This window comes from Algoriphagus resistens (assembly GCF_001442615.1).
Classification (GTDB): domain Bacteria; phylum Bacteroidota; class Bacteroidia; order Cytophagales; family Cyclobacteriaceae; genus Algoriphagus; species Algoriphagus resistens.
In genome coordinates, this window is record NZ_LMXN01000002.1 from 278,292 (window position 1) to 297,073 (window position 18,782).

Annotated in this window: 16 protein-coding genes and 2 tRNA genes; 3 read left to right on the forward strand and 15 right to left on the reverse strand. The window is 41.8% G+C overall.

The window, feature by feature from the left end; translation table 11 throughout:
- Positions 1 to 386 precede the first annotated feature (386 nt).
- The 3 genes from AS141_RS04505 to AS141_RS04515 form a co-directional block, all read right to left on the reverse strand.
- The gene (locus AS141_RS04505; RefSeq protein WP_057936439.1) at positions 387 to 3,806 is read right to left on the reverse strand and encodes a HEAT repeat domain-containing protein; all 3,420 of its coding nucleotides are present in this window, start codon (positions 3,804 to 3,806) and stop codon (positions 387 to 389) included.
- Between the two features lie 182 nt (positions 3,807 to 3,988).
- Positions 3,989 to 4,063 (reverse strand) — tRNA-Glu (locus AS141_RS04510).
- Between the two features lie 48 nt (positions 4,064 to 4,111).
- Positions 4,112 to 4,183: transfer RNA gene (locus AS141_RS04515), tRNA-Glu, on the reverse strand.
- A 190-nt stretch (positions 4,184 to 4,373) separates the two neighbouring features.
- Between AS141_RS04515 and gap the strand changes: the two genes are divergently transcribed.
- Complete coding sequence (gene gap, locus AS141_RS04520; protein ID WP_057936440.1) at positions 4,374 to 5,384, forward strand: type I glyceraldehyde-3-phosphate dehydrogenase; 1,011 nt, start codon at positions 4,374 to 4,376, stop codon at positions 5,382 to 5,384.
- A 7-nt stretch (positions 5,385 to 5,391) separates the two neighbouring features.
- Here gap and AS141_RS04525 read toward each other — a convergent pair whose 3' ends face one another.
- The 6 genes from AS141_RS04525 to AS141_RS04550 form a co-directional block, all read right to left on the reverse strand.
- Entirely contained in the window at positions 5,392 to 6,453 is a 1,062-nt protein-coding gene (locus AS141_RS04525; RefSeq protein ID WP_057936441.1) for a VOC family protein, read from the reverse strand.
- Positions 6,454 to 6,471: 18 nt separating this feature from the next.
- Complete coding sequence (locus AS141_RS04530) at positions 6,472 to 7,179, reverse strand: TIGR04283 family arsenosugar biosynthesis glycosyltransferase (protein ID WP_057936442.1); 708 nt, start codon at positions 7,177 to 7,179, stop codon at positions 6,472 to 6,474.
- Positions 7,172 to 7,795: a DUF6134 family protein gene (locus tag AS141_RS04535; RefSeq protein WP_057936443.1), complete on the reverse strand. Its 624-nt coding sequence runs from the start codon at positions 7,793 to 7,795 to the stop codon at positions 7,172 to 7,174. The genes AS141_RS04530 and AS141_RS04535 overlap by 8 nt, the downstream gene beginning before the upstream one ends.
- A 112-nt stretch (positions 7,796 to 7,907) precedes the next feature.
- Positions 7,908 to 8,501, reverse strand: coding sequence for a TIGR04282 family arsenosugar biosynthesis glycosyltransferase (locus AS141_RS04540; RefSeq protein WP_057936444.1), 594 nt, complete (start codon positions 8,499 to 8,501; stop codon positions 7,908 to 7,910).
- A gap of 1 nt (position 8,502) precedes the next feature.
- Complete coding sequence (gene arsS, locus AS141_RS04545) at positions 8,503 to 9,555, reverse strand: arsenosugar biosynthesis radical SAM (seleno)protein ArsS (protein WP_057936445.1); 1,053 nt, start codon at positions 9,553 to 9,555, stop codon at positions 8,503 to 8,505.
- Between the two features lie 3 nt (positions 9,556 to 9,558).
- A complete protein-coding gene (locus AS141_RS04550; protein WP_057936446.1) occupies positions 9,559 to 9,891 on the reverse strand; it encodes an arsenosugar biosynthesis-associated peroxidase-like protein in 333 nt (110 codons plus the stop codon).
- A gap of 184 nt (positions 9,892 to 10,075) precedes the next feature.
- On the opposite strand from AS141_RS04550, the gene AS141_RS04555 reads away from it, so the two are divergent.
- On the forward strand, positions 10,076 to 10,711 hold the full coding sequence (locus AS141_RS04555) for a peroxiredoxin (protein WP_057936447.1): 636 nt from the start codon (positions 10,076 to 10,078) through the stop codon (positions 10,709 to 10,711).
- Between the two features lie 68 nt (positions 10,712 to 10,779).
- Here the strand turns inward: AS141_RS04555 and AS141_RS04560 are convergent, their stop codons facing one another.
- From AS141_RS04560 to AS141_RS04580, 5 genes are read right to left on the reverse strand one after another with little or no spacing between them, the layout of a single operon-like run.
- On the reverse strand, positions 10,780 to 11,064 hold the full coding sequence (locus AS141_RS04560; protein WP_057936448.1) for a DUF1330 domain-containing protein: 285 nt from the start codon (positions 11,062 to 11,064) through the stop codon (positions 10,780 to 10,782).
- A gap of 44 nt (positions 11,065 to 11,108) precedes the next feature.
- Positions 11,109 to 12,497 carry a TolC family protein gene (locus tag AS141_RS04565; protein WP_057936449.1) on the reverse strand — a complete coding sequence of 463 codons (1,389 nt, stop codon included), beginning with the start codon at positions 12,495 to 12,497 and terminating at the stop codon, positions 11,109 to 11,111.
- Positions 12,494 to 13,849, reverse strand: coding sequence for an HlyD family secretion protein (locus AS141_RS04570; RefSeq protein WP_057936450.1), 1,356 nt, complete (start codon positions 13,847 to 13,849; stop codon positions 12,494 to 12,496). The genes AS141_RS04565 and AS141_RS04570 overlap by 4 nt, the downstream gene beginning before the upstream one ends.
- Positions 13,850 to 13,853: 4 nt before the next feature.
- A complete protein-coding gene (locus tag AS141_RS04575) occupies positions 13,854 to 15,563 on the reverse strand; it encodes a peptidase domain-containing ABC transporter (protein WP_057936451.1) in 1,710 nt (569 codons plus the stop codon).
- Positions 15,556 to 16,233, reverse strand: a complete 678-nt coding sequence (locus AS141_RS04580; protein WP_057936452.1) for a TetR/AcrR family transcriptional regulator — start codon at positions 16,231 to 16,233, stop codon at positions 15,556 to 15,558. The genes AS141_RS04575 and AS141_RS04580 overlap by 8 nt, the downstream gene beginning before the upstream one ends.
- A gap of 564 nt (positions 16,234 to 16,797) precedes the next feature.
- On the opposite strand from AS141_RS04580, the gene AS141_RS04585 reads away from it, so the two are divergent.
- Complete coding sequence (locus AS141_RS04585; protein ID WP_057936453.1) at positions 16,798 to 18,336, forward strand: BCCT family transporter; 1,539 nt, start codon at positions 16,798 to 16,800, stop codon at positions 18,334 to 18,336.
- Here the strand turns inward: AS141_RS04585 and AS141_RS04590 are convergent.
- Positions 18,330 to 18,704: a DUF983 domain-containing protein gene (locus tag AS141_RS04590; protein ID WP_057936454.1), complete on the reverse strand. Its 375-nt coding sequence runs from the start codon at positions 18,702 to 18,704 to the stop codon at positions 18,330 to 18,332. The genes AS141_RS04585 and AS141_RS04590 overlap by 7 nt on opposite strands.
- Positions 18,705 to 18,782: the final 78 nt, after the last annotated feature.

An 18,782-nucleotide genomic window follows, 5' to 3' on the forward strand; every position in this document is an offset into this window, starting at 1 on the left:
AAAAATCCTGGAATAAATAATTGCCGGTACCTGGTCACTTCTTCCATAGCTAACCCAGTCAATCGATGATTTGGATGCCCATCTCCGCAGTGTACATTTTAGCTAGCTACTCCCCTGAGTACTTCCCTGCTGTTTCCGCAGCCTCTCCTTTTGCAAAACAGGCCAAAATAATGCCCTGCATCTATCTTTTTCATCAACGTCCCTGACACTGTCACTTCATCATCTGAATGTGGGAAAAATGCCAGAATAGTCCATCGCATTGGAATAGTAACTCACGCCGCGGAATGTCTGAGTCATCCAACTGAGACTTTCCCCTTCGATCAAAATCAAAGGGATCATCACAAAAATGATGATCCCTTTGATTATTAAACTGATAATCAGTTTTCTCACTCCCACTCCTTAGTCATGGTGCTAAGGAAACTTAGCAAATCTCTGATTTCTCTTTTGCTAAGAAGCGCCTTCATATCCGGCATACTTGACGGTGAGTCTGTACGCTCAGCGATACTGCTATTCATGATCAACGTATCCGGCTTAGCTCCTACTTTCATCACCAATCCCTCAGCTTTTTCCTCCATCAAAGTTCCATTCACAGCTGTTCCATCTTTCAATTTCAGCTGAACAAAACCAAAGCCCGGGGCCAAACGCTTACTTGGATCGATCAATGCTTCGAGAAGTTCGGTCTTGGTAACTCTATTGGCTACGCCATTCAAGTGCGGTCCGGCAACACCCCCCATATCATCATAACCATGGCAACGGATACATTGGGCAGTTTGGTTTTGGAAGAATATATTCCTTCCAGCTCTAACGCTACCTCCTTCGAGCGCACCACTATAAAGTGCCACCAAGTTTCCTTGGGTTCGCTCCTCCTGAATTTTGTCATATTTTGCCCTCAAATCGGCAGATCCTGTTTTGTCTATAGCTTCTTCCAGTTCAATCAATACTTCATTTGGAAGTTTTTCTTTGGACAAATCATCCAAAAGTGTATTCCAAAGCGGGAGTTCAGCCGAATTTTCAAGATTGCCAAGACTTAAGAGTGCTGCCTGCTTTTCAGCTGTAGTTCTATTCTGTATCACATCCTGAAGCAAGCTAACCATCAAATCCTGCGATATATCAGTTTTGGTCAGTAGATCCAGGCCTACCACACGTACCGCCCTGGAGTCGTCTTTCATTGCTATTTCTATAGGTTCAGAGATAGACCCAGGGTTTGCCTCTGCCAGCGCCAAAACCGCAGCTACACGGACATTTTCAGATTGATCATTTTTCAGAAGGGAAACCAGTTTGGATTCAGCATCAGCAATCTTTAATTTGCCAATTGCTTTCACACCGGCGACTCTGACTTCTTCATTTCTATCATTGAGCGACCCTATCAATGTTTCTTTTACAGAGGCCTGGATAGGTGCAAGATCTCTTTCTACGCTCCCCCGATTTCTGCCATCCACGCGATCGAGCACGGAAGGTCTTGCCCAGGTGCCCAAGGTGGCAATTGCTTCTGCCTTTAGTATAGGGTTGACTCCCTGCTTTGCGATATATGCCTTCAGGTTGTCCATTGTTTTTTGTGTACCCACACGAAGGTTTGCGTTGATCGCTCTTCTGATCAAGGGTTCATTTTCGAAGCTAGTAGTCACCAATAAATCTCCCAAAGCCGGAAGTGCGCCTTCTATAGAGAAATCATCATTAATTGCTCTTGCAGCTTCTGTGACGATGTATTCATCTTCGTCAGCTAGAAATGCAGTTATTCCCGGATCTGCCATTCTTCGCAGCGCCAAAACTGCTCCGAGGCGAACTGCATTTGAAGGATGGGAGGCTAGCGCAATAACCGGTTCTTTCTTGTTGATTCGTGCCAACGCCAAACTTGCAGCGTGGCGTAAAAATGCATCTTCGTCATTATTGGCTTCTAATACGTTTATCAAACCATCGATTGCGGGCTCATAAGCTATTCTTCCCAAAGCTTCTGAAGCGAAAAACCTTACCCTGATTTCAGTATCAGTCAGTAAAGGCAAAAGTGCGTCCCCCGCTTTGGCATATTTAATATCTCCTAGCCATTTGGCAGCTTGTGCCCTGATTTCAGGATCCTGGTCTTTCAGAAGAGGAACAATAGCATCAGCATAGTCCATTTTCTCCATTCTAGCCAATTGGCTTATGCCTACAATTCCATGAATTCTGGCGAACTGATTAGATTTCTGTGAAATTGCGGACTGGAAAACTTTCGCCCCATCCTCTCCTCTTTTTGCCAATTCAAACTGGGCTTTCCTTCTGATTCTCATGTCCCCATCAGCCAAATAATCACCAAGAGCTTCATCAGTAAGTGTTTTGAAATCAGTTTTCATCACCTGGGCTGTGATCTTTCTAGCTTCCCAGTTTACACCTCCCTCATCTTCTATTTTCCAGACTCTGCCATAGTTTTTCGTGTTCCATCCATCTATCCAGTCAGCAAAATAAAGGGATCCATCAGGTCCAAAATCCAAGCCAGTCGCCAGCACACCTGACATGATATTCTCAGTTTGGGACATTTTAAAAGAAGCTCCATCTGGTTCTAGCTTGAAAGCGTGAATCCCTGACCTTGTGGGATTTCCTACAAAAGAGGCAACGAAAAAGGTGTTTTTCCACTTCTCGGCTAAAGCAGTTCCAGGATTATATACCATTCCTGTAGGTCCATTGATATAATTCTGGATTGGCGGTGTGATATAGGCCGCCTGACCTTCATGCCTAGGGATATAAAGTTTTTCGTCCATCCACACTTTGTAGGTATTATTGTCCGGGTCACGGTATTTTCCAAATTGCCAGTTGGTTCTCCATCCAGTATCCGAACCGTTCACCAAATATACCAGCCGTTCACTTTCCCCACCATGATCTCCATCGTTATCCACTGAAATCAGGTTGTTATAAGCATCAAAAGTAAATTCATGTGTGTTTCTTACCCCCATAGCGAAAATCTCAAAATCGCTTCCATCCGGGTTTGAGCGGGCTACTACTCCTCTATTAGGATACTTCCATTCTGTGCCATCCGGTCCCACACCGTTAAAGCCAATATCTCCGATACCCCAGTAAATTCTTCCATCAGGACCTTGTTCAAGCCCAGACATTCCATGTCCTCCAAAACCGATATGAATTCCATAACCATGTGATATAGATTCTTTTTCATCCATTATCCCATCACCATTTTTGTCGGTAAGCCTCCATACATCAGGACCAACTCCAACAAATAAGTTCTCATCCAATTTCAGCAAAGCCCCGGCCACGTCCGTAGTCACATCATTGAAATCCTGGACCATCATCTGTGAATAGTCTGCAAGACCATCTCCATTTCTGTCTTCAAGCCTGTAGAGCTCTTCACGCTCTACGGTCATATCCCGCCAGTCATGCGAGCCATCGCCATTCACATCATCCAGCCAAGTATTTTTATCAGACATCTCAGGAGAGAGCGTCTTTTGTAGAAAAGCTCTTTTTTCTTCGATAGTTTGAAGACTTATCGACTCTATTTCCCATTCTTGATGTCCTCTAATATCAAATTCAGAGTTTTTCTGGCGGTTTGTTCGTGTATAATATAAGCTACCATCATCGGTAACCTGAATGGAAATAGGATCATATACCAAAGAGTCAACTGCCCACAGCGAAAGTTTAAGGCCCGGACTAAGCGTAGGGTTAATCCCTCCTTCGGCCGCTTTTACCATAGGAGCAATTTCTTCCTTGGTTAAGGTTCTTTCCCGTAGATCTACTTTCTCGCTCTTACTACAGGAAATTAAAAGAGGAATAGCAGCTGCCAAAATTATTTTGGCATAGTGATGTTTAATTTTGGGTTGAGGCATAGGTTAATTTTATTATTCCAATCTTGAAATTAACAAAATTAAAAATGGCTTTTCCGCCATTAGTCAAAAAGCTTATTAAAACAAAAAACCCGATCACAGATCGGGCTTTTGTTCACTTTAACCACTAACAACCATAAAACAAAAATAGCTTAAGACAAAGCGGGGATTGAGCTTTAATGTCTTGGTAGTCGGTACGGGAATCGAACCCGTGTTTTATCCGTGAAAGGGATACGTCCTAACCCCTAGACGAACCGACCATAAGAAATCAAAAATATTCACAACTTCCTGAAATTCAGGCGACAATGTAGTCGGTACGGGAATCGAACCCGTGTTTTATCCGTGAAAGGGATACGTCCTAACCCCTAGACGAACCGACCATTAATGACCTTGAAAAACTTGCTTTTTCAAATGGTTGTGCAAATATAGAGGGTTATGTTTTTAAAACCAATTTGGCTTCAAAAATTTCTTTTGATTTACCTTAAAAAGCTGATCCAAAAGGAATAAAATTTTATTGGAAGTGTTTGCTGTTGATTTTCCTATTTTTGATTTCCAATTAGAAAGTTTCCAATGAAATCAACCAACGACATCAGAATTGCCATAAATGGTTTTGGACGGATCGGCAGATATACAGCTAAGTTAATCCTGGAGAAAAAGGGATTTAAACTTGTGGCTATAAACGATTTAGCAGATAATACGGCCATTTCACATTTACTTAAATACGATTCTATTCACGGCAAATCAGAAAATAAAATAATGCTTCAAAACAGTGTTTTGAAAGTTAATGAAGATGAAATTCAACTATTTGGCCAAGCTGATCCTGAAAAACTTCCATGGAAAGATCTGGATATAGATATCGTCATCGAATGTACAGGAAGGTTTACAGACAGGACTGGCTCTGAAAAGCATTTGACAGCGGGTGCGAAAAAAGTAATCATCTCTGCCCCTTCTTTGGATGCCACTATCAAAATGATCGTATTAGGCGTTAATGATTCCATTTTGACAGGCAATGAAAGAATCGTTTCCAATGCTTCCTGCACTACAAACTGTCTGGCCCCCATGGTGAAAGTACTGGATGATAATTTTGGAGTGGTGAAAGGTTTTGCTTCTACTGTGCACTCGTATACCAATGATCAGAATCTTCATGATGCCCCCCATCGCGATTTACGACGTGCCAGAGCGGCGGCATATTCTATTATTCCAACGACCACTAATGCAGGCAAAGCTTTAGATGAAATATTACCGGATTTGGCAGGAAAGATTGAAGCTTCTGCAATGCGTGTACCTGTTCCGGATGGTTCATTGACTGATATGATCGTGGAGCTAAAGCAGGAGGTTTCTGAAGAGCAGATCAACAAGGTATTCAAAGATGCGAGCAAGGGGTACCTAAGAGGCTATCTCGAGGTAGAGGACTCTCCTATCGTATCTATTGATATCATAGGAAATCCACATTCCTGTATCATAGACTCTGCGCTTACGTCTGCCAAAGGTACGATGATCAAGCTTGTGGGCTGGTATGATAATGAAGCAGGCTACGCCAACCGATTGGTCGACCTTGCCCGCTTGATTTCTGGGAAATAAACTGATTTTATGCTTTTACTCGATTTAGAGAAAGAAGCTTCACCACAAAGTTTGGTAAGTTTCCTTTCTTTTTGCGTTCTCCGAGATTGAGATACCAACCAAGTTTCTCCATTATAGGTACCTTGAACGTTTCCACCATCTCTATGAGCGTTCCATCCGGGTCTTCCAAATAGGAGAATCTCCCGGCAGCTTTGCCCATGTCAAATTCATTTTGACTATCTACGGTAAGCTCTATACCGTCTTTGGCCATCCTTTCCTTGATATCACTCATACCGTTGACATCAAAGCATACATGGATAAACCCTAAATCTCCCCAGTTTCTGTTTTCAAAGGCCCGGTTTCTAGGCTGGTTTTTTGTCTCTATCAATTCAATCTGTGTTTGACAAAATAGCTTTCCAAAAGCCCCGGTCATAACGGAGGATCCTTGAAGGATTGCTCTTCTATATTCTGAATTTCCTTCTCCTACCTGAGCAAAATCTTCCCATATACCGATTTTATCACATAAGATTTCGGTCTGCATTAAATGCTTTTGATAAACAGGCAGTGCGTCATCAACAGAAGATACTCCAATGACCACCCCTAAGACCCCGCCGGTAAGGTCATTATTTTTACTAAACCACGAACCGTTTTCAATCAATTCAAACGTGTTGCCATACGGGTCTTTTATGTAAAAATGCCAAACACCCAGGGGGTTTTTCACAGGCTTTCCAAGCATAGAAGCTCCCATATTTGTTAAATGTGCATACGTCTTCTGAATATCATGACAGCGCATTTTTACCGCCAAAATCCCCAGATCTTTCCATGAAAGTTCTTCCTCAGCGGCAAGAGGTTCTTTCGAAGTATATTGCCAGATTTCAAATCCACCTCCCCCCTGCATATTCAAGGCAAGAATTGCGTGTCTGCTTTCTACTTTGCCAGAAGTGTAACGAGTCATTAACTTTGCCTCAGCACTGTCCTGAAATATCGGTACATCCATCTTAAATGCTTTCCTGTACCAAGCCCATGCCTGGTTTGCATCTTTTACTCCTATCCCTACTTGCTGGATACCATTAATTGTCGCTTGATTCATTCAACTACTGTTATGCTTTTACTTCTTTTGGTTTAAAAGATTTAAATATAAACTTTTGATCGAAGCTGGCTTAACTTTTAACAAAAAAAGAGAAAAAGCCACAAAATTAGCAAGCTGGACTTTCAGCCAATTTGTTGAGCTGTATTTGCGTGCCGAGACTATCATTTCATTTGGAAGGACGTGGAAATCAGATTTTTCACGAATCCTACGCACCAGTTCAAAGTCTTCCATGATGCAAAATGACTCATCAAATCCTCCTAAGGAGACGAAAAAGGTTTTCTGGATAAATAAACTTTGATCGCCACCTCCCGAAAATATCCCATTAAACCGTGTAAACCAGGAATTAACTTTCAGAAGATTGCTTTCGGGATCAAACCTGTATCGAAAGCAACCTGCTTGTTTTCCAATTGCTACATGGGCCAGAATTATTTTTGTAAATTCCCTGTGTGGTCTGGTGTCCGCATGGATAAAGTATAAAATATCACCATTTGCATGCTGTGCACCCAGGTTTAATTGCACAGCCCGGTTACAGATGGGTGATTGGATTACTGACGCTCCCAACTTCTTGGCCAGAACGGTGGAATTGTCTTTAGAACCTCCGTCTACCACAATAATTTCAAGAATCAGTCCACTGCCATAATTTTGAAGATAAGGAAGCAGTTCTTCTAAGTTCTCTTCCTCATCCAGGCATGGAATTATTACAGAAATTTTGCTTGCATCAGTCAACTCTACGTTTTATTGAGTAATTCTTTATGTTGTTTTCCAAAATTACTTTTTGCAAAACACCATCTTCATAGTAAAAGCGATTCATATTTCCGTTCACATCAATCTCATAAACTCCTTGTTCTATTTCCCGCACGGTAGTCAGCATCCCGAAATTCTCAGAGATCAGGATATCGCCAGCTTTGGGTTCATGAAAATACAACCGCGCAGTACTGGCATTGATAGCCTGATTAATTGGATCTTCATTATGAAATTTATAGGAGTTGGCATCTACATCATAGTGATCCTTATTCCACATGACCGTGGTCAAAAAATTCCCCCTATTTGAATCTGAATTTGTAGTTGCTTTCATCAACTGGCCTTTTTCATAATGGGCTTTCTGAAGGAATTCCACATGGATTTTTCCAAAGAACCAGAATTCTACTTTACTGTGAATCTGATAATCTTCACCTTTTGAAGAGGTAGTTTTATCCGCCTGCATACTGCCAATCGTGAAACCAGCCAACACGATGTCATAATTATTCGTTTGGGTCTGACTGAAGCTATCCAACCAGGATCCAAAAAACAGAATAAGGAAGGTTATAATAAAATTTGCTGGTTTATAGCTTTTTAGCGGCATAAATCTCTATTAAGAAATTAAGGGAATGATTCTATATTTTTTCAACGAACAACAGCTGAAGTAAGATTTGACTTGCAGTATAATTAATCCAAAACTTAATGAAATGTAAAGGTTAAAATTTATCCTTAAACCTATTCCAGTCCTCTGCAACATCCACATCAGAAAGCGTAGGCAGCAAAGCAAAGGGAATATCATTTTGGGTCAAATAATCCTTGGTCAGCCCCGTCACCCGATCTGTACTCCAGGGAATTCCTTCAAATAAACCCGGAATAAATCTTCGCATTCCCAGCAGGTAATAGCCGCCATCATCAGCAGGGCCGATTACTACCTCATGTTTATCCAGCTTTTCGAATGCCTCAGAGATGAGTTCTGATGTAATCTCTGCACAATCCGTTCCTATTATTACCAATCGGTCAAATTTCTGTTCAAAAAGCTGCTGAAATGCATTACTCATTTTCTTTCCTAGATCCGGACCTGACTGCAATTCAAATCTATAGTTTTTTGGATACTTAGTTAAGTTTGATTCTAGATGATCCGAGAAAAATAAGATTTTCTGGGCTTCATTTTGAGAAACTACCTTATGTGTGTATTCCACCAAAAGACCATAAGCCTCAAAAGCCGACTGATCACCGATCGTAGCTGCTAGCCTAGTTTTGACTTTACCCAGCTGCGCATTTTTCTGGAAAATCACTATCCCTTCTTTCATACTAGGTAGTAGTCCCCCCGCAACTTGAACCTGCACCAGCTGTACAGCCGAAGCAGTGATTTTTGACGATAATTTCCCGTTCTGTCAGCGATCTCTCATTCCAATCTCTGATGTGCCGGGAATCCTTAGAGTTCACTTTTAGCTCCAGCATCTGATTGAAATCGCAATCATACAGATATCCATCCCAGCCCACTGATATAGTGTTTCTGCACATAACTCCTTTGGCAGCGGCAGGATTGAAGCTGTCAATCAGTTTCTCCATGTAGGACTCGTAATTATTGCTTCTTAGCAGATACTCTAAGAATCGGCTAATCGGAAGATTGGTAATGGTGAAAAGAGAGTTGAATGTAATCCCAAATTTATCGGTTAGTCTCTTCTTAAACTCTGCCTCCAGGCCGCTTTGAGCCGCTGGCATAAAAGCTCCTGATGGGTTGTAGACCAGATTTAAAACCAATCCTGTTCCTTCAATTCCATATCCTTGTTCATTAAGGAGCTTTAGTGCTTTGATTGATTTATCAAAAACTCCATCTCCCCGCTGGGAATCAGTTTTCATTGCCGTGAAATAGGGCAAAGAAGATGCAATTTCTATTCTATGCTTTCTATAGAACTCCGGTAGATCGTGGTATTTAGGATTGGCCAGAATAATAGTAAGATTGCAGCGTACAATTAGTGTTACCTCCGGATCAATAGCCCGGATGGCTTCTACAAACCACCGGAAATACGGGTTCATTTCAGGTGCCCCTCCAGTCAGATCAATTGTGGCTATTTTATGGCTTTTAATGACTTCAAGGCATTCCTGCATGGTAGCCTGGCCCATGATCTCTTTGCGGTCAGGTCCCGCATCTACGTGGCAATGCCTGCAAAGCTGGTTACACATCTTGCCCAGATTAATCTGCAAAATTTCGATCCTGGTTGGTTTTAAAGGGAAAAGGTCTGTTTTTTCCAATTCCTTGGCAAAACGATCTCCTGAAAATCCGGACCTATCGGATTCCAACAGTTTGATCTCTGCTTCTGAACTGGATAATAGATGGTCTTGTGCTTTAAGAGACTTCATCGATTACATAGAAATTTCTTTGACTTTATTCATCATCTGGGTAGCATGCACGAGAGAGGCACCTCCTCTGATAGCTGCCGCCACATGAACAGCTTCCATCATCTGCTCCTGGTCGCAGCCTTTTTCCATAGTGTCTGTAGTGTATGCATCGATACAATACGGGCACTGGATAGTATGTGCCACTGCGAGTGCTATTAGGGATTTTTCACGTGCGGTAAGCGCGCCTTCGGCAAAGACTTCACCATAATAATCAAAAAATTTGTCTGCTAGTGGTTTTTGAAACTCGCCTATTTTGCCAAAATTCTTTAAGTCCTCAGGGTTGTAATAAGTTTTCATGGATGCTTTGGTTTTAGTTTAAATTACGAAGTAAGAGCATTCGTTGGACTTACAACCGACTTTTTCAAAAATGGGTTTAGGTTCTGCGGTTTTTTCAGAAAGATTTAGAAAAAACAGGAACTGAAAAACACCCTGCATGTTATATTGGACGTATATAAAGCAGAACTTTTAAACAATAAACAAAATGGCATTACGACTAGGCGATGTGGCCCCGAATTTTACGGCCGATACCACAGAAGGAAAAATTGACTTTTACGAGTATTTAGGGGATGGATGGGGAATTCTATTTTCCCACCCTGCCGATTATACTCCGGTGTGCACTACAGAACTGGGAGCTGTGGCAAAACTCAGAGATGAATTTGCGAAACGAAACACGAAAGTTATGGCACTGAGTGTGGATGGTTTGGAAAGCCACAAGGGCTGGATTTCGGATATCAACGAGACCCAAAATTGCGAAGTGAACTTTCCTATCATCGCAGATCAAGACCGAAAGATCGCTGATCTGTACGATATGATCCATCCTAATTCTAATGAGAATTTCACTGTCCGCTCAGTATTTGTGATCGGAAACGATAAGAAAATCAAACTTATCATCACTTATCCGGCGAGTACGGGAAGGAATTTCGATGAATTGCTCCGGGTAATCGATTCGCTTCAACTGACAGCAAATTATTCAGTGGCCACCCCTGCTAACTGGAAGCAAGGTGAAGATGTGGTAATTGCTCCAGCAATTAAAGATGAAGACATTCCTGCCAAATTCCCAAAAGGCCACAAAGTGGTAAGACCTTACTTGAGGACCACTCCTCAACCAGACTTATAATTGGCTAACTATCAACTAAAAAAGGCTTTGTATCGAAAGCCTTTTTTAGTTTGTGCATGTTTGAAATTTCACGATTCAATCAGAAGAAAGTTTGCTTTAGCTGCACCTGATCTCACCGACTTCGCATACTGATATCCTTCTGAATTATACCAAGCCGTGGCTTTTTCCTTCGTTGGAAACTGAAGCATTACCAATCGCTCGTGGTTCCACTCTCCTTCCAAAACAGTCACAGGCTGGCCACGGAGAACAAACTTCCCACCATAAGCTAAAACGGTAGCGGGAGTCAATTCTTTATACGCATTATACTTTTCCGGATCTGTGATATCAACTTCAACTATTACAAATGCAGGCATAAAATCTAGTTTTGTTCAGGGTGAATTTACTTTAAATATAGTGATCATTCAAACCCAACCCCAGCTGCAAACCTCGCTTTTGCAAAGGCGATTTTTCGCTTGGTGAAAAGTTCGTTTAACGTAACACGGGAACTGAAAACCGATACCTCTCTACTATTCACCAGAAACAAGCTGCTTTCACCAATTTCAAATCTCCTCAATTCACCTTGGAGTAGCATTTCCAAAGCGGTTACATTTTGGATATATGTAGTAATCTGAGCGTTGAGTGTGTTCCAATTGTTCAGTTCGTTTTCTAGTTTTGTACGGATTTGAAGCTCCTTAAGCTCTCTGGAATTTTCTTTGAAGTCTATTTTAGCCTCTACCAGTCGAGTCTCGCCCCTTGCTTTGCGCCACATCAATGGCGTGTAAACTGAAAGCCCCCATTTGTAATTATTCTCAAAAAAGCCTGTCTGATCAAATTGATTTAATTCTTCTGAGAGAAAATTGTACTTGAGCTTTACTACAGGAATGATCTGCTGGGCTTTGAGCCTTCTATCTACATCCAGGCCGGCTAATTCATAGTCTACCAGTCTTAGCTCTGGGTGATCGGCAACCAGAATCCGTAGTTCCTCCTGGTTAAGGGTTAAAGGCTCATCTGAGCCCAATTGCTCAGGGACAGTCTGTATACCTAGGGCAATTGGATTTCCAGAATCATCCCATAGGAAATTGTTGAGCTCTTGGGTTCTTAGGAAAAGCTCATTTTCCGCTTTTTGGAGATTAAACGTTCTGTTCAAAAGCTGTGTGGCCGCTTCTACGGTGTCAATAGCCGGAAAATCTCCCTGCTCATAACTTATTTTAACTGCCTGGAACCTCGCTTTGGCAAGTTCCACTCCTTCTTCCTGTAAGGTTCTGTTTGCATAGGCCAGAGACCAGTTCCAATAAGTACCAGTTGCTTGGAGGTATAATTCATTCAGCATCCTTTTGCGATCTGATTCGGTGGATTGCTGATAAATCTGGGCTTTCCTTAATCCCGCTCTTCTATCATCCATTAGCAACCCTTGTCCAAGGTTAACTGAAGCTCCTGCCGATAACAGCCCACCATCTGGTACAGCGTTTTCTGGATTGAGGTATTGCCCTGAATTCTGCTCATATAGCCCATTCAGTTCAATCCCCGCCCAGGTCGGAATAGAAATTCCCGCTTCCCGCTTATCGTAATAGGTCTTTTCGTCGTAGCTTTTCTTATCCAGATTGCCATATACTAATGGATCAAAGCCTCCCCTTGCCTTTCGGACTTCCATATCCCCCATGGTCAACAGAATATCTGCCTGTGCGGAAAGTGGGTGATATGCTTTTACCCATTCTATGTACCTGTCAAACGACAAGGTATCTGTATCCTGCGCATGAAGATTTATACTTCCGGCAATCAATAAAAAAGTAATGAGTATCTTTTTCATTTCTTCCCTTTTGCTATTTCTTCTTTCTGGATTCTGGTATAGTAATCTGCCGGGAAGCCGTTCAGCTGTCGCCAGATTTCATACCAAACAGGCACATCGTTGAGCAGCGCTATCCCATCAGCACCTGATCCCACGCGCAATGCCTCAGGCCAAGCTTCCTCCTCTGGGTCCTCAGCCACTAATACCCTATATTGATTGGTAGCTCCCGCATATTTGTCTATTGCTACGATTACACCTCCAAATGTGCCATTGGATAGTTTCGGCCATCCCGAGAAGACTATGGCAGGCCAACCATCAAAGATGAAACGTACTTTCTTGCCTACTACCATCAATGGTAAATCCACGGGTGAGATATACATCTCGACTGCCAGTTCTCCATTTGAAGGGACAATATTTACTATTTGGTCACCTTCTTTAATAGTCTCACCCAAACCTACCTGGATTGCTTCAGCAATAAAGCCATCCTGGGGAGCCAAGATGTACCTAAATCCAGTCCGGGCTTCATAGTTGGAATATTGGTTTTCAAGTTTGGAGGCCGACCCTTCTGCATCGTATTGGCTCGATTGAGCTGTGTACATATCTGATTCAGCCTTTGCTAGCTTATCCTTGAAATCATTGTCTATCGCATCCAGCTCCAGCTGGGCTGAAATCAAAGCATTTCTGCTGCTTAGCAAGCTGTTTTCTGCACTTATTACACTTGCCTGAACTTCCTGGAATTTTAACCGACGGGTTTCAAGGTCGGTAAGAGAGCGTAAACCCTCTTCGTAGAGCTTTTCTGCCCTGCCAAGTTGCTTTAACCCAATTTCATAATTGACTTTGGCTTGCTCAAAACGAATACTATCAGATTCAACCTGCAGCTCTGCCATTTCAAGTTTATTTCTGCCTTGTTCTTTTCTCAAAATGTTATTCCGCTTCAATGCGGCTATCTGACTCTCTAAAGCCTTCACTTTTTCCTTATAAGACAGCGCTGAAAGGTTTTTTGCTTCCACCTGCAGCTGCGTTCTCGGCAAAAGCAGCGAGTCAAAATATTCATCTTTCACCTCGGTAATGCTAACTATGGTATCGCCCTTACTCACAAAAACGCCTTCACTTACATACCATTTATCAATCCTGCCAGCGATCACAGAATGAATAGTCTGAGCACGATGTTGGGGCTGAAGCATTGTAACGTATCCCTTTGATCTGATATATTGGGTCCATGGAAGGAATAGCATAAGAAATACGACACAGCATGACACAAATAAAACCCTTACCCTTCTCTTCTTTTCTTCACTTGCCAAAGTCATTTTGAGGCTGACTGACTGCTCGAAAGGTCCCCGGTCTATGATTTTATTTTCGGAAATATTTAACATAGTCTTAAGAATTAAGGGTTAAAAAACTCTGATAACCTGCCTGGTTCCCCTGGTAAATTATGTGTCCTTTATCCATAACCACAACCTGATTAGCGTGCTCAATCACTTCCCTATCCTGGGTGACCATGACAAGTGTCCAGTTTCCCCCAAACAAATAATCTCTTACTCGGTCTTTCACGTCTTTATCTAAATGCTGTAGCGCATTTTCCAAAACCATAGCCTGGGGTTCTCCTACTAAAGCACGGGCCACCATAATTGCTTGTGCCATTTTTCGGGACAGCCCCCTTCCCTCGGGAAGAAGTATTGTTTCCATGTCGTCTGGTAGTTGGTAAACAAAGTTCTTTAATCCTACCAATTCAATAAGAAATGCCAGTTGTTTTTGATCAATATCCCGTCCCACCAAAATATTTTCGGCTATTGTCCCGTGGAAAATCTGCTGTAACTCCATGCAATCGCCGACCACTGACCTATATTTATCCAAATGAATCATGTCCAGGGGTAGATCATTGATTAAAATTTTTCCCTGATAGCTTTCATATAGCCCTGAAAAGAGCGCCAGCATAGCACTTTTTCCACTTCCGCTTCTTCCTGTAATTACAGTCTTGGAACCAGGCTCGATGATAAGTGAAACTCCGTCTACAATGGGCTTGTTAACATCTCTAGGGTGAAAAACCAAGTTTTCCATTGCCAGTTTAATGCCTTTACGTTGGTTGGTTATATCTTTCGCATGCTCATCTACATCCTCCAGTTCCATGTCCATAACCTGGCCAAGTTTCTCTGAAGCTACCAGCGTATCGTACACTGTTTCCAAAGAAAGAATCAGCTTTTCTACAGCATTCACCACCATCACAATGATTACTTCCGCTGCTACGAATTGACCGATACTGATTTGCTCATTGATCAACAATAAACTTCCCGCTACTAATAAACTGGTTACAATCAGTACCTTAAAACCAATAAGCACCTTGTATTGAAATATCAAAACTGAAAAGTGATGGTTTCGAAAATCCACGTAGCGTGCCAGAAGCCTGTCTGCTCTCAGAATAGGTAGCTTTGAATTTCCCCCGACCAGCTTAAAGGTGTTGTGAGTCCTGCCAATTTCCTCTAACCAATAAGCCGTTTGATATTTATGGGTAGACTCTTTCATCGCAGTGGCCATTCCCTTTGGACTGGTGAAATAGAAAATCGTCAAAAGTATCAGGACCAGCACTATCCCAAAAAGAATAAAAGTAGCATGGTAAAATGACAATAATATGAGTCCAAAAATCACCTGAATCAATGCTGTTGAGTATTCCACTAGGATCTTGGAGACTCCTTTTTGGAGATTTACAGTATCGAAAAACCTATTAACAATCTCCGGAGCATAGCTTCCATGAAAAAGCTCGGATTTTATCTTAGGAAGTCTGTAAGCAAGGGAGAGGCCTGATTTGGCAAAAATCCTTTGCTGTATCTTCTCTGTAATCTGTAACTGGGAGATCTGTAGAAATCCCCCAAAAGCTATACCTGCAGCGACTATAAGTACGAGGATCACCCATGAAGTAGTAATCCTTCCTCCCAATACAAAGTTTAATATTGCCTGAATCCCAAGCGGCAGGGACAATGCCACCAGTCCATTCAAAATGGCATAAAAGTAGATGGAATACACTTGTTCCTTTTCCTCTTTCAACAGATTGAAAAACCGCTTCATTGGTGTGATTACCTTTGTTTTAATCATTTGAAATTGCCTTTACAATTAATTCTTCAAAAAAGACCAGTCGGTTTTCCGAGTCTAGCGATTGCTCGGTCATACCGGGTAAATGCCTGGCATTAAACGCATGAAGTAAACTAGACTCCATAACTGTATAAGCCAGCGTTTTAGGAAAAGGATACGTAGGGCTTATTTCCACTATCAATTCGGAAATCCGTCCTCCAAAACTATAAACCTGGGCAAAAATCCCATTTGCATGTTCTGTATCAACTGTTTTGGTCAGATAACCTTTCAGGGATTCATTGACTACAATACTGCGCAGATCCATTGGATTTATATGGATGTTTTTAGTGAATATAGGTCCATTCACCATGAGTTTCATTGCAATAGACAAGCGGGACTTACTACTTTTAAGATTCGCTGTAGCATACACATAATTTACTTCCATCCAGGCCCAATACCAAGCCGTAAGATAAAGGAGTAGCATATGCTTATTCTCAAAATAACGATAAATTGCCGCTTCGGTCACCCCGATATGTAAGGCCAGTTTCTTAAAAGTAAAGTGCTCCATCCCCAGATCCCGAATGAGTATGGCTCCTTCCTGTGCTATGGAACTCCCTAATTCTGAGCTAAAAGGTTCTTTCAGATAGAGGTTGTCATGTACCTCCATCTTCATATTGTTTAATAGATTCTCCATAGAAAAGATGTGTAACAAGCAAAGAAACGCGGAAACAGTAAAAAAGTTAACAAATCATCCAAAAAGTTAGTATTACTAACTTGAAATTTCAGTCTTATGATTTGGCAGATAGTCCGAGATTAAGAATTATATTTTCCGTTTATATAGTAATACCGTAAGGTTCAATAGCAAATAGATCAAAATCAGTCTAATACATTGAGTTCAAAGGCAACAAAAGATTGTCTTCTGGGCATAAATCCCCTGCCGCCAATAAATTCTAGCGATAATTCTCAGGGTAGACCAAACTCAGTCTACTCAAAGTTTAAAGCCATCCACAGCACTATATTCCACCCCGCCAAAACCCCCATTTGGCTGGTAAATGGATATACGGGGCGAATCAGCTACAGCGGGGAATAAGTTTGAGAAAATGGCTTTCGTCGGCCCGGCACCTACCATGTGTCCAGCAGAAGAAAGAAGAACAGGAAAAGCTGCTTTTAAAGAGATGCGATTAAATTTAATCCTTCACTCAAAAAGTAATCCGGTAAGATTTTTCGCCTTCCGTAAAATCAGGTATCTTATTTTCCAATGATTCACAAAACAAGCTTTTTTCAATTCAATGTTCGTCCATGGGTCTTTTGGCCACCTTTTATACTTTTAATTCTGGCCGTATCCATTAGTATTTTCTTCCCGGATTCCTTTGTTGATGTCAGTAGGAATATCCAGCAAAGCATACTCACTAACTTTTCACTTGGTTTTAGCTGGGTATCCTTTGGAATGACCCTACTGGCCATTTCCGTATTCTTTTCCCCGCTGGGGAATTATAAAATCGGTGGGAAGTCAGCTGTGCCAAGACTGACTAAAACCAGTTGGTTTGCAATAGTGCTCTGTACAACTATTGCTGTTGGTATTCTGTTTTGGGGAAGTGCTGAACCTCTCTCGCATTTTATTTTCCCACCAGACTTCAAAGGATTTGAACCAAATTCAGAAGAAGCCCGATCTTTTGCTTTAGGGGCCTTATATTTTCACTGGGGGTTTACCCCGTATGCCATTTATGCTGTTCCTGCCTTGGTATTTGCATTGATGTATTATTCTGGAAAACAAAGATTTAGTCTGGGGATTATGCTACGTCCTTTACTGGGAAATTCACCCCACAGATTTTGGGAAACCGGATTGGATATGTTTAGTCTCTTCGCTTTGGTCACTGGAATGGCCGCTGCACTTGGGGCAGGGATTTTAAGCCTTTCCGGAGGATTCCTGGCTTTTTTTCCAGATCTCAATCCTACTTTGCTTACTGGGGTCGTCACACTAGGAATCTTGATCACCTTCATTATTTCAGCTTCCACAGGGATCGAAAAAGGAATCAAAAACCTATCACTCTTCAATTTGGGATTCTTTTTCCTGATCGCCATTCTGTTTGTTATTTTAGGGGAAAAAGGCAAAATTCTAAGTTCAATTCTGACAGGATTCAACCAGTACTTTTCAAACTTTGCAGACCTAAGCCTACAGCTGAATGGAGCGGGAAACAAATGGACTTACGATTGGACCACGTTCAATTTTGCCATGTGGATGGCCTGGGCTCCAATGACCGCCCTGTTTTTGGGAAAAATAGCTGTGGGCCGAACGGTGAGGGAATTCCTTTTAGTCAACTGGTTTCTACCAGCTCTTTTTTGCCTGGTATGGATGGGGATTTTTGGGGGGACTACGCTGGATTTTGCAGCAGGTAATGCGCAGGAGTACAAAGATCTTTTTGAGAACTCAGGACCAGAATCCATCATTTATAAGGTATTTGAAGAGATGGGATATTTCAAAATATTTGCCCAGCTGTTCATTATTGGTATTTTCATTTCCTATGTGACTGCGGCTGATTCAAGCACAGATGCCTTGGCAAGTATTAGTATGAAAAAGCAAGCCCGAGATCCTTTCCGGTCGGACACAAACCTTAAAGTTATCTGGGGGGTGCTGATTGGCTTTCTTTCTTGGATAATGATCAGTTATTCAGGGATAGATGGTGTTCGGATTTTGTCCGTAATAGGCGGACTGCCCTCTTTATTTTTCCTGCTTCTGGTTTCGGTCTGTCTACTTATGGTTCTTTTGTCCCCAAAAAACTATTTAAACAATCAATAACCTCGATACTTCAGCTTCCCAACATTATAAAGATATAGTACTTTAGAATACCGAAGCATCATCGGCATCAAGATCGCATTGGATACCGCTACTGTCGTCAGGTACATCCAAAGTTCAGGCCGGTCCATTAGCACATTTAACACAACCATTGTGGTTATTACCAGGGCTACCGAGAAGGCATAACTTACATACATTGCACCATAGAAAAAATCAGGTTCAGCATGGAAGTTAGCTCCGCAAACAGAACAAGATTTATTGACATCTGACAGGTTACGGAAACTATATACTGGCACAGAAAACAAGTTCCCTTTGTGACATTGGGGGCATTTAGCTCCTGTAATAGCTTTAAATGTACTTTTGCTGCTCATACCTTTTTAGTGGATGAAATGAATTTAGGGGTATTAACGCGTTGTAAAGGATTGGAAAATAATAAATCCGCGCTTCTT

Bases quoted from the DNA above. Each gene is read 5' to 3' on its own strand.
- AS141_RS04505 (WP_057936439.1), bottom strand. From the start codon at position 3,806: ATGCCTCAACCCAAAATTAAACATCACTATGCCAAAATAATTTTGGCA.
- gap (WP_057936440.1), top strand. From the start codon at position 4,374: ATGAAATCAACCAACGACATCAGAATTGCCATAAATGGTTTTGGACGG.
- AS141_RS04525 (WP_057936441.1), bottom strand. From the start codon at position 6,453: ATGAATCAAGCGACAATTAATGGTATCCAGCAAGTAGGGATAGGAGTA.
- AS141_RS04535 (WP_057936443.1), bottom strand. From the start codon at position 7,795: ATGCCGCTAAAAAGCTATAAACCAGCAAATTTTATTATAACCTTCCTT.
- AS141_RS04540 (WP_057936444.1), bottom strand. From the start codon at position 8,501: ATGAAAGAAGGGATAGTGATTTTCCAGAAAAATGCGCAGCTGGGTAAA.
- arsS (WP_057936445.1), bottom strand. From the start codon at position 9,555: ATGAAGTCTCTTAAAGCACAAGACCATCTATTATCCAGTTCAGAAGCA.
- AS141_RS04550 (WP_057936446.1), bottom strand. From the start codon at position 9,891: ATGAAAACTTATTACAACCCTGAGGACTTAAAGAATTTTGGCAAAATA.
- AS141_RS04555 (WP_057936447.1), top strand. From the start codon at position 10,076: ATGGCATTACGACTAGGCGATGTGGCCCCGAATTTTACGGCCGATACC.
- AS141_RS04560 (WP_057936448.1), bottom strand. From the start codon at position 11,064: ATGCCTGCATTTGTAATAGTTGAAGTTGATATCACAGATCCGGAAAAG.
- AS141_RS04565 (WP_057936449.1), bottom strand. From the start codon at position 12,497: ATGAAAAAGATACTCATTACTTTTTTATTGATTGCCGGAAGTATAAAT.
- AS141_RS04570 (WP_057936450.1), bottom strand. From the start codon at position 13,849: ATGTTAAATATTTCCGAAAATAAAATCATAGACCGGGGACCTTTCGAG.
- AS141_RS04575 (WP_057936451.1), bottom strand. From the start codon at position 15,563: ATGATTAAAACAAAGGTAATCACACCAATGAAGCGGTTTTTCAATCTG.
- AS141_RS04580 (WP_057936452.1), bottom strand. From the start codon at position 16,233: ATGGAGAATCTATTAAACAATATGAAGATGGAGGTACATGACAACCTC.
- AS141_RS04585 (WP_057936453.1), top strand. From the start codon at position 16,798: ATGATTCACAAAACAAGCTTTTTTCAATTCAATGTTCGTCCATGGGTC.
- AS141_RS04590 (WP_057936454.1), bottom strand. From the start codon at position 18,704: ATGAGCAGCAAAAGTACATTTAAAGCTATTACAGGAGCTAAATGCCCC.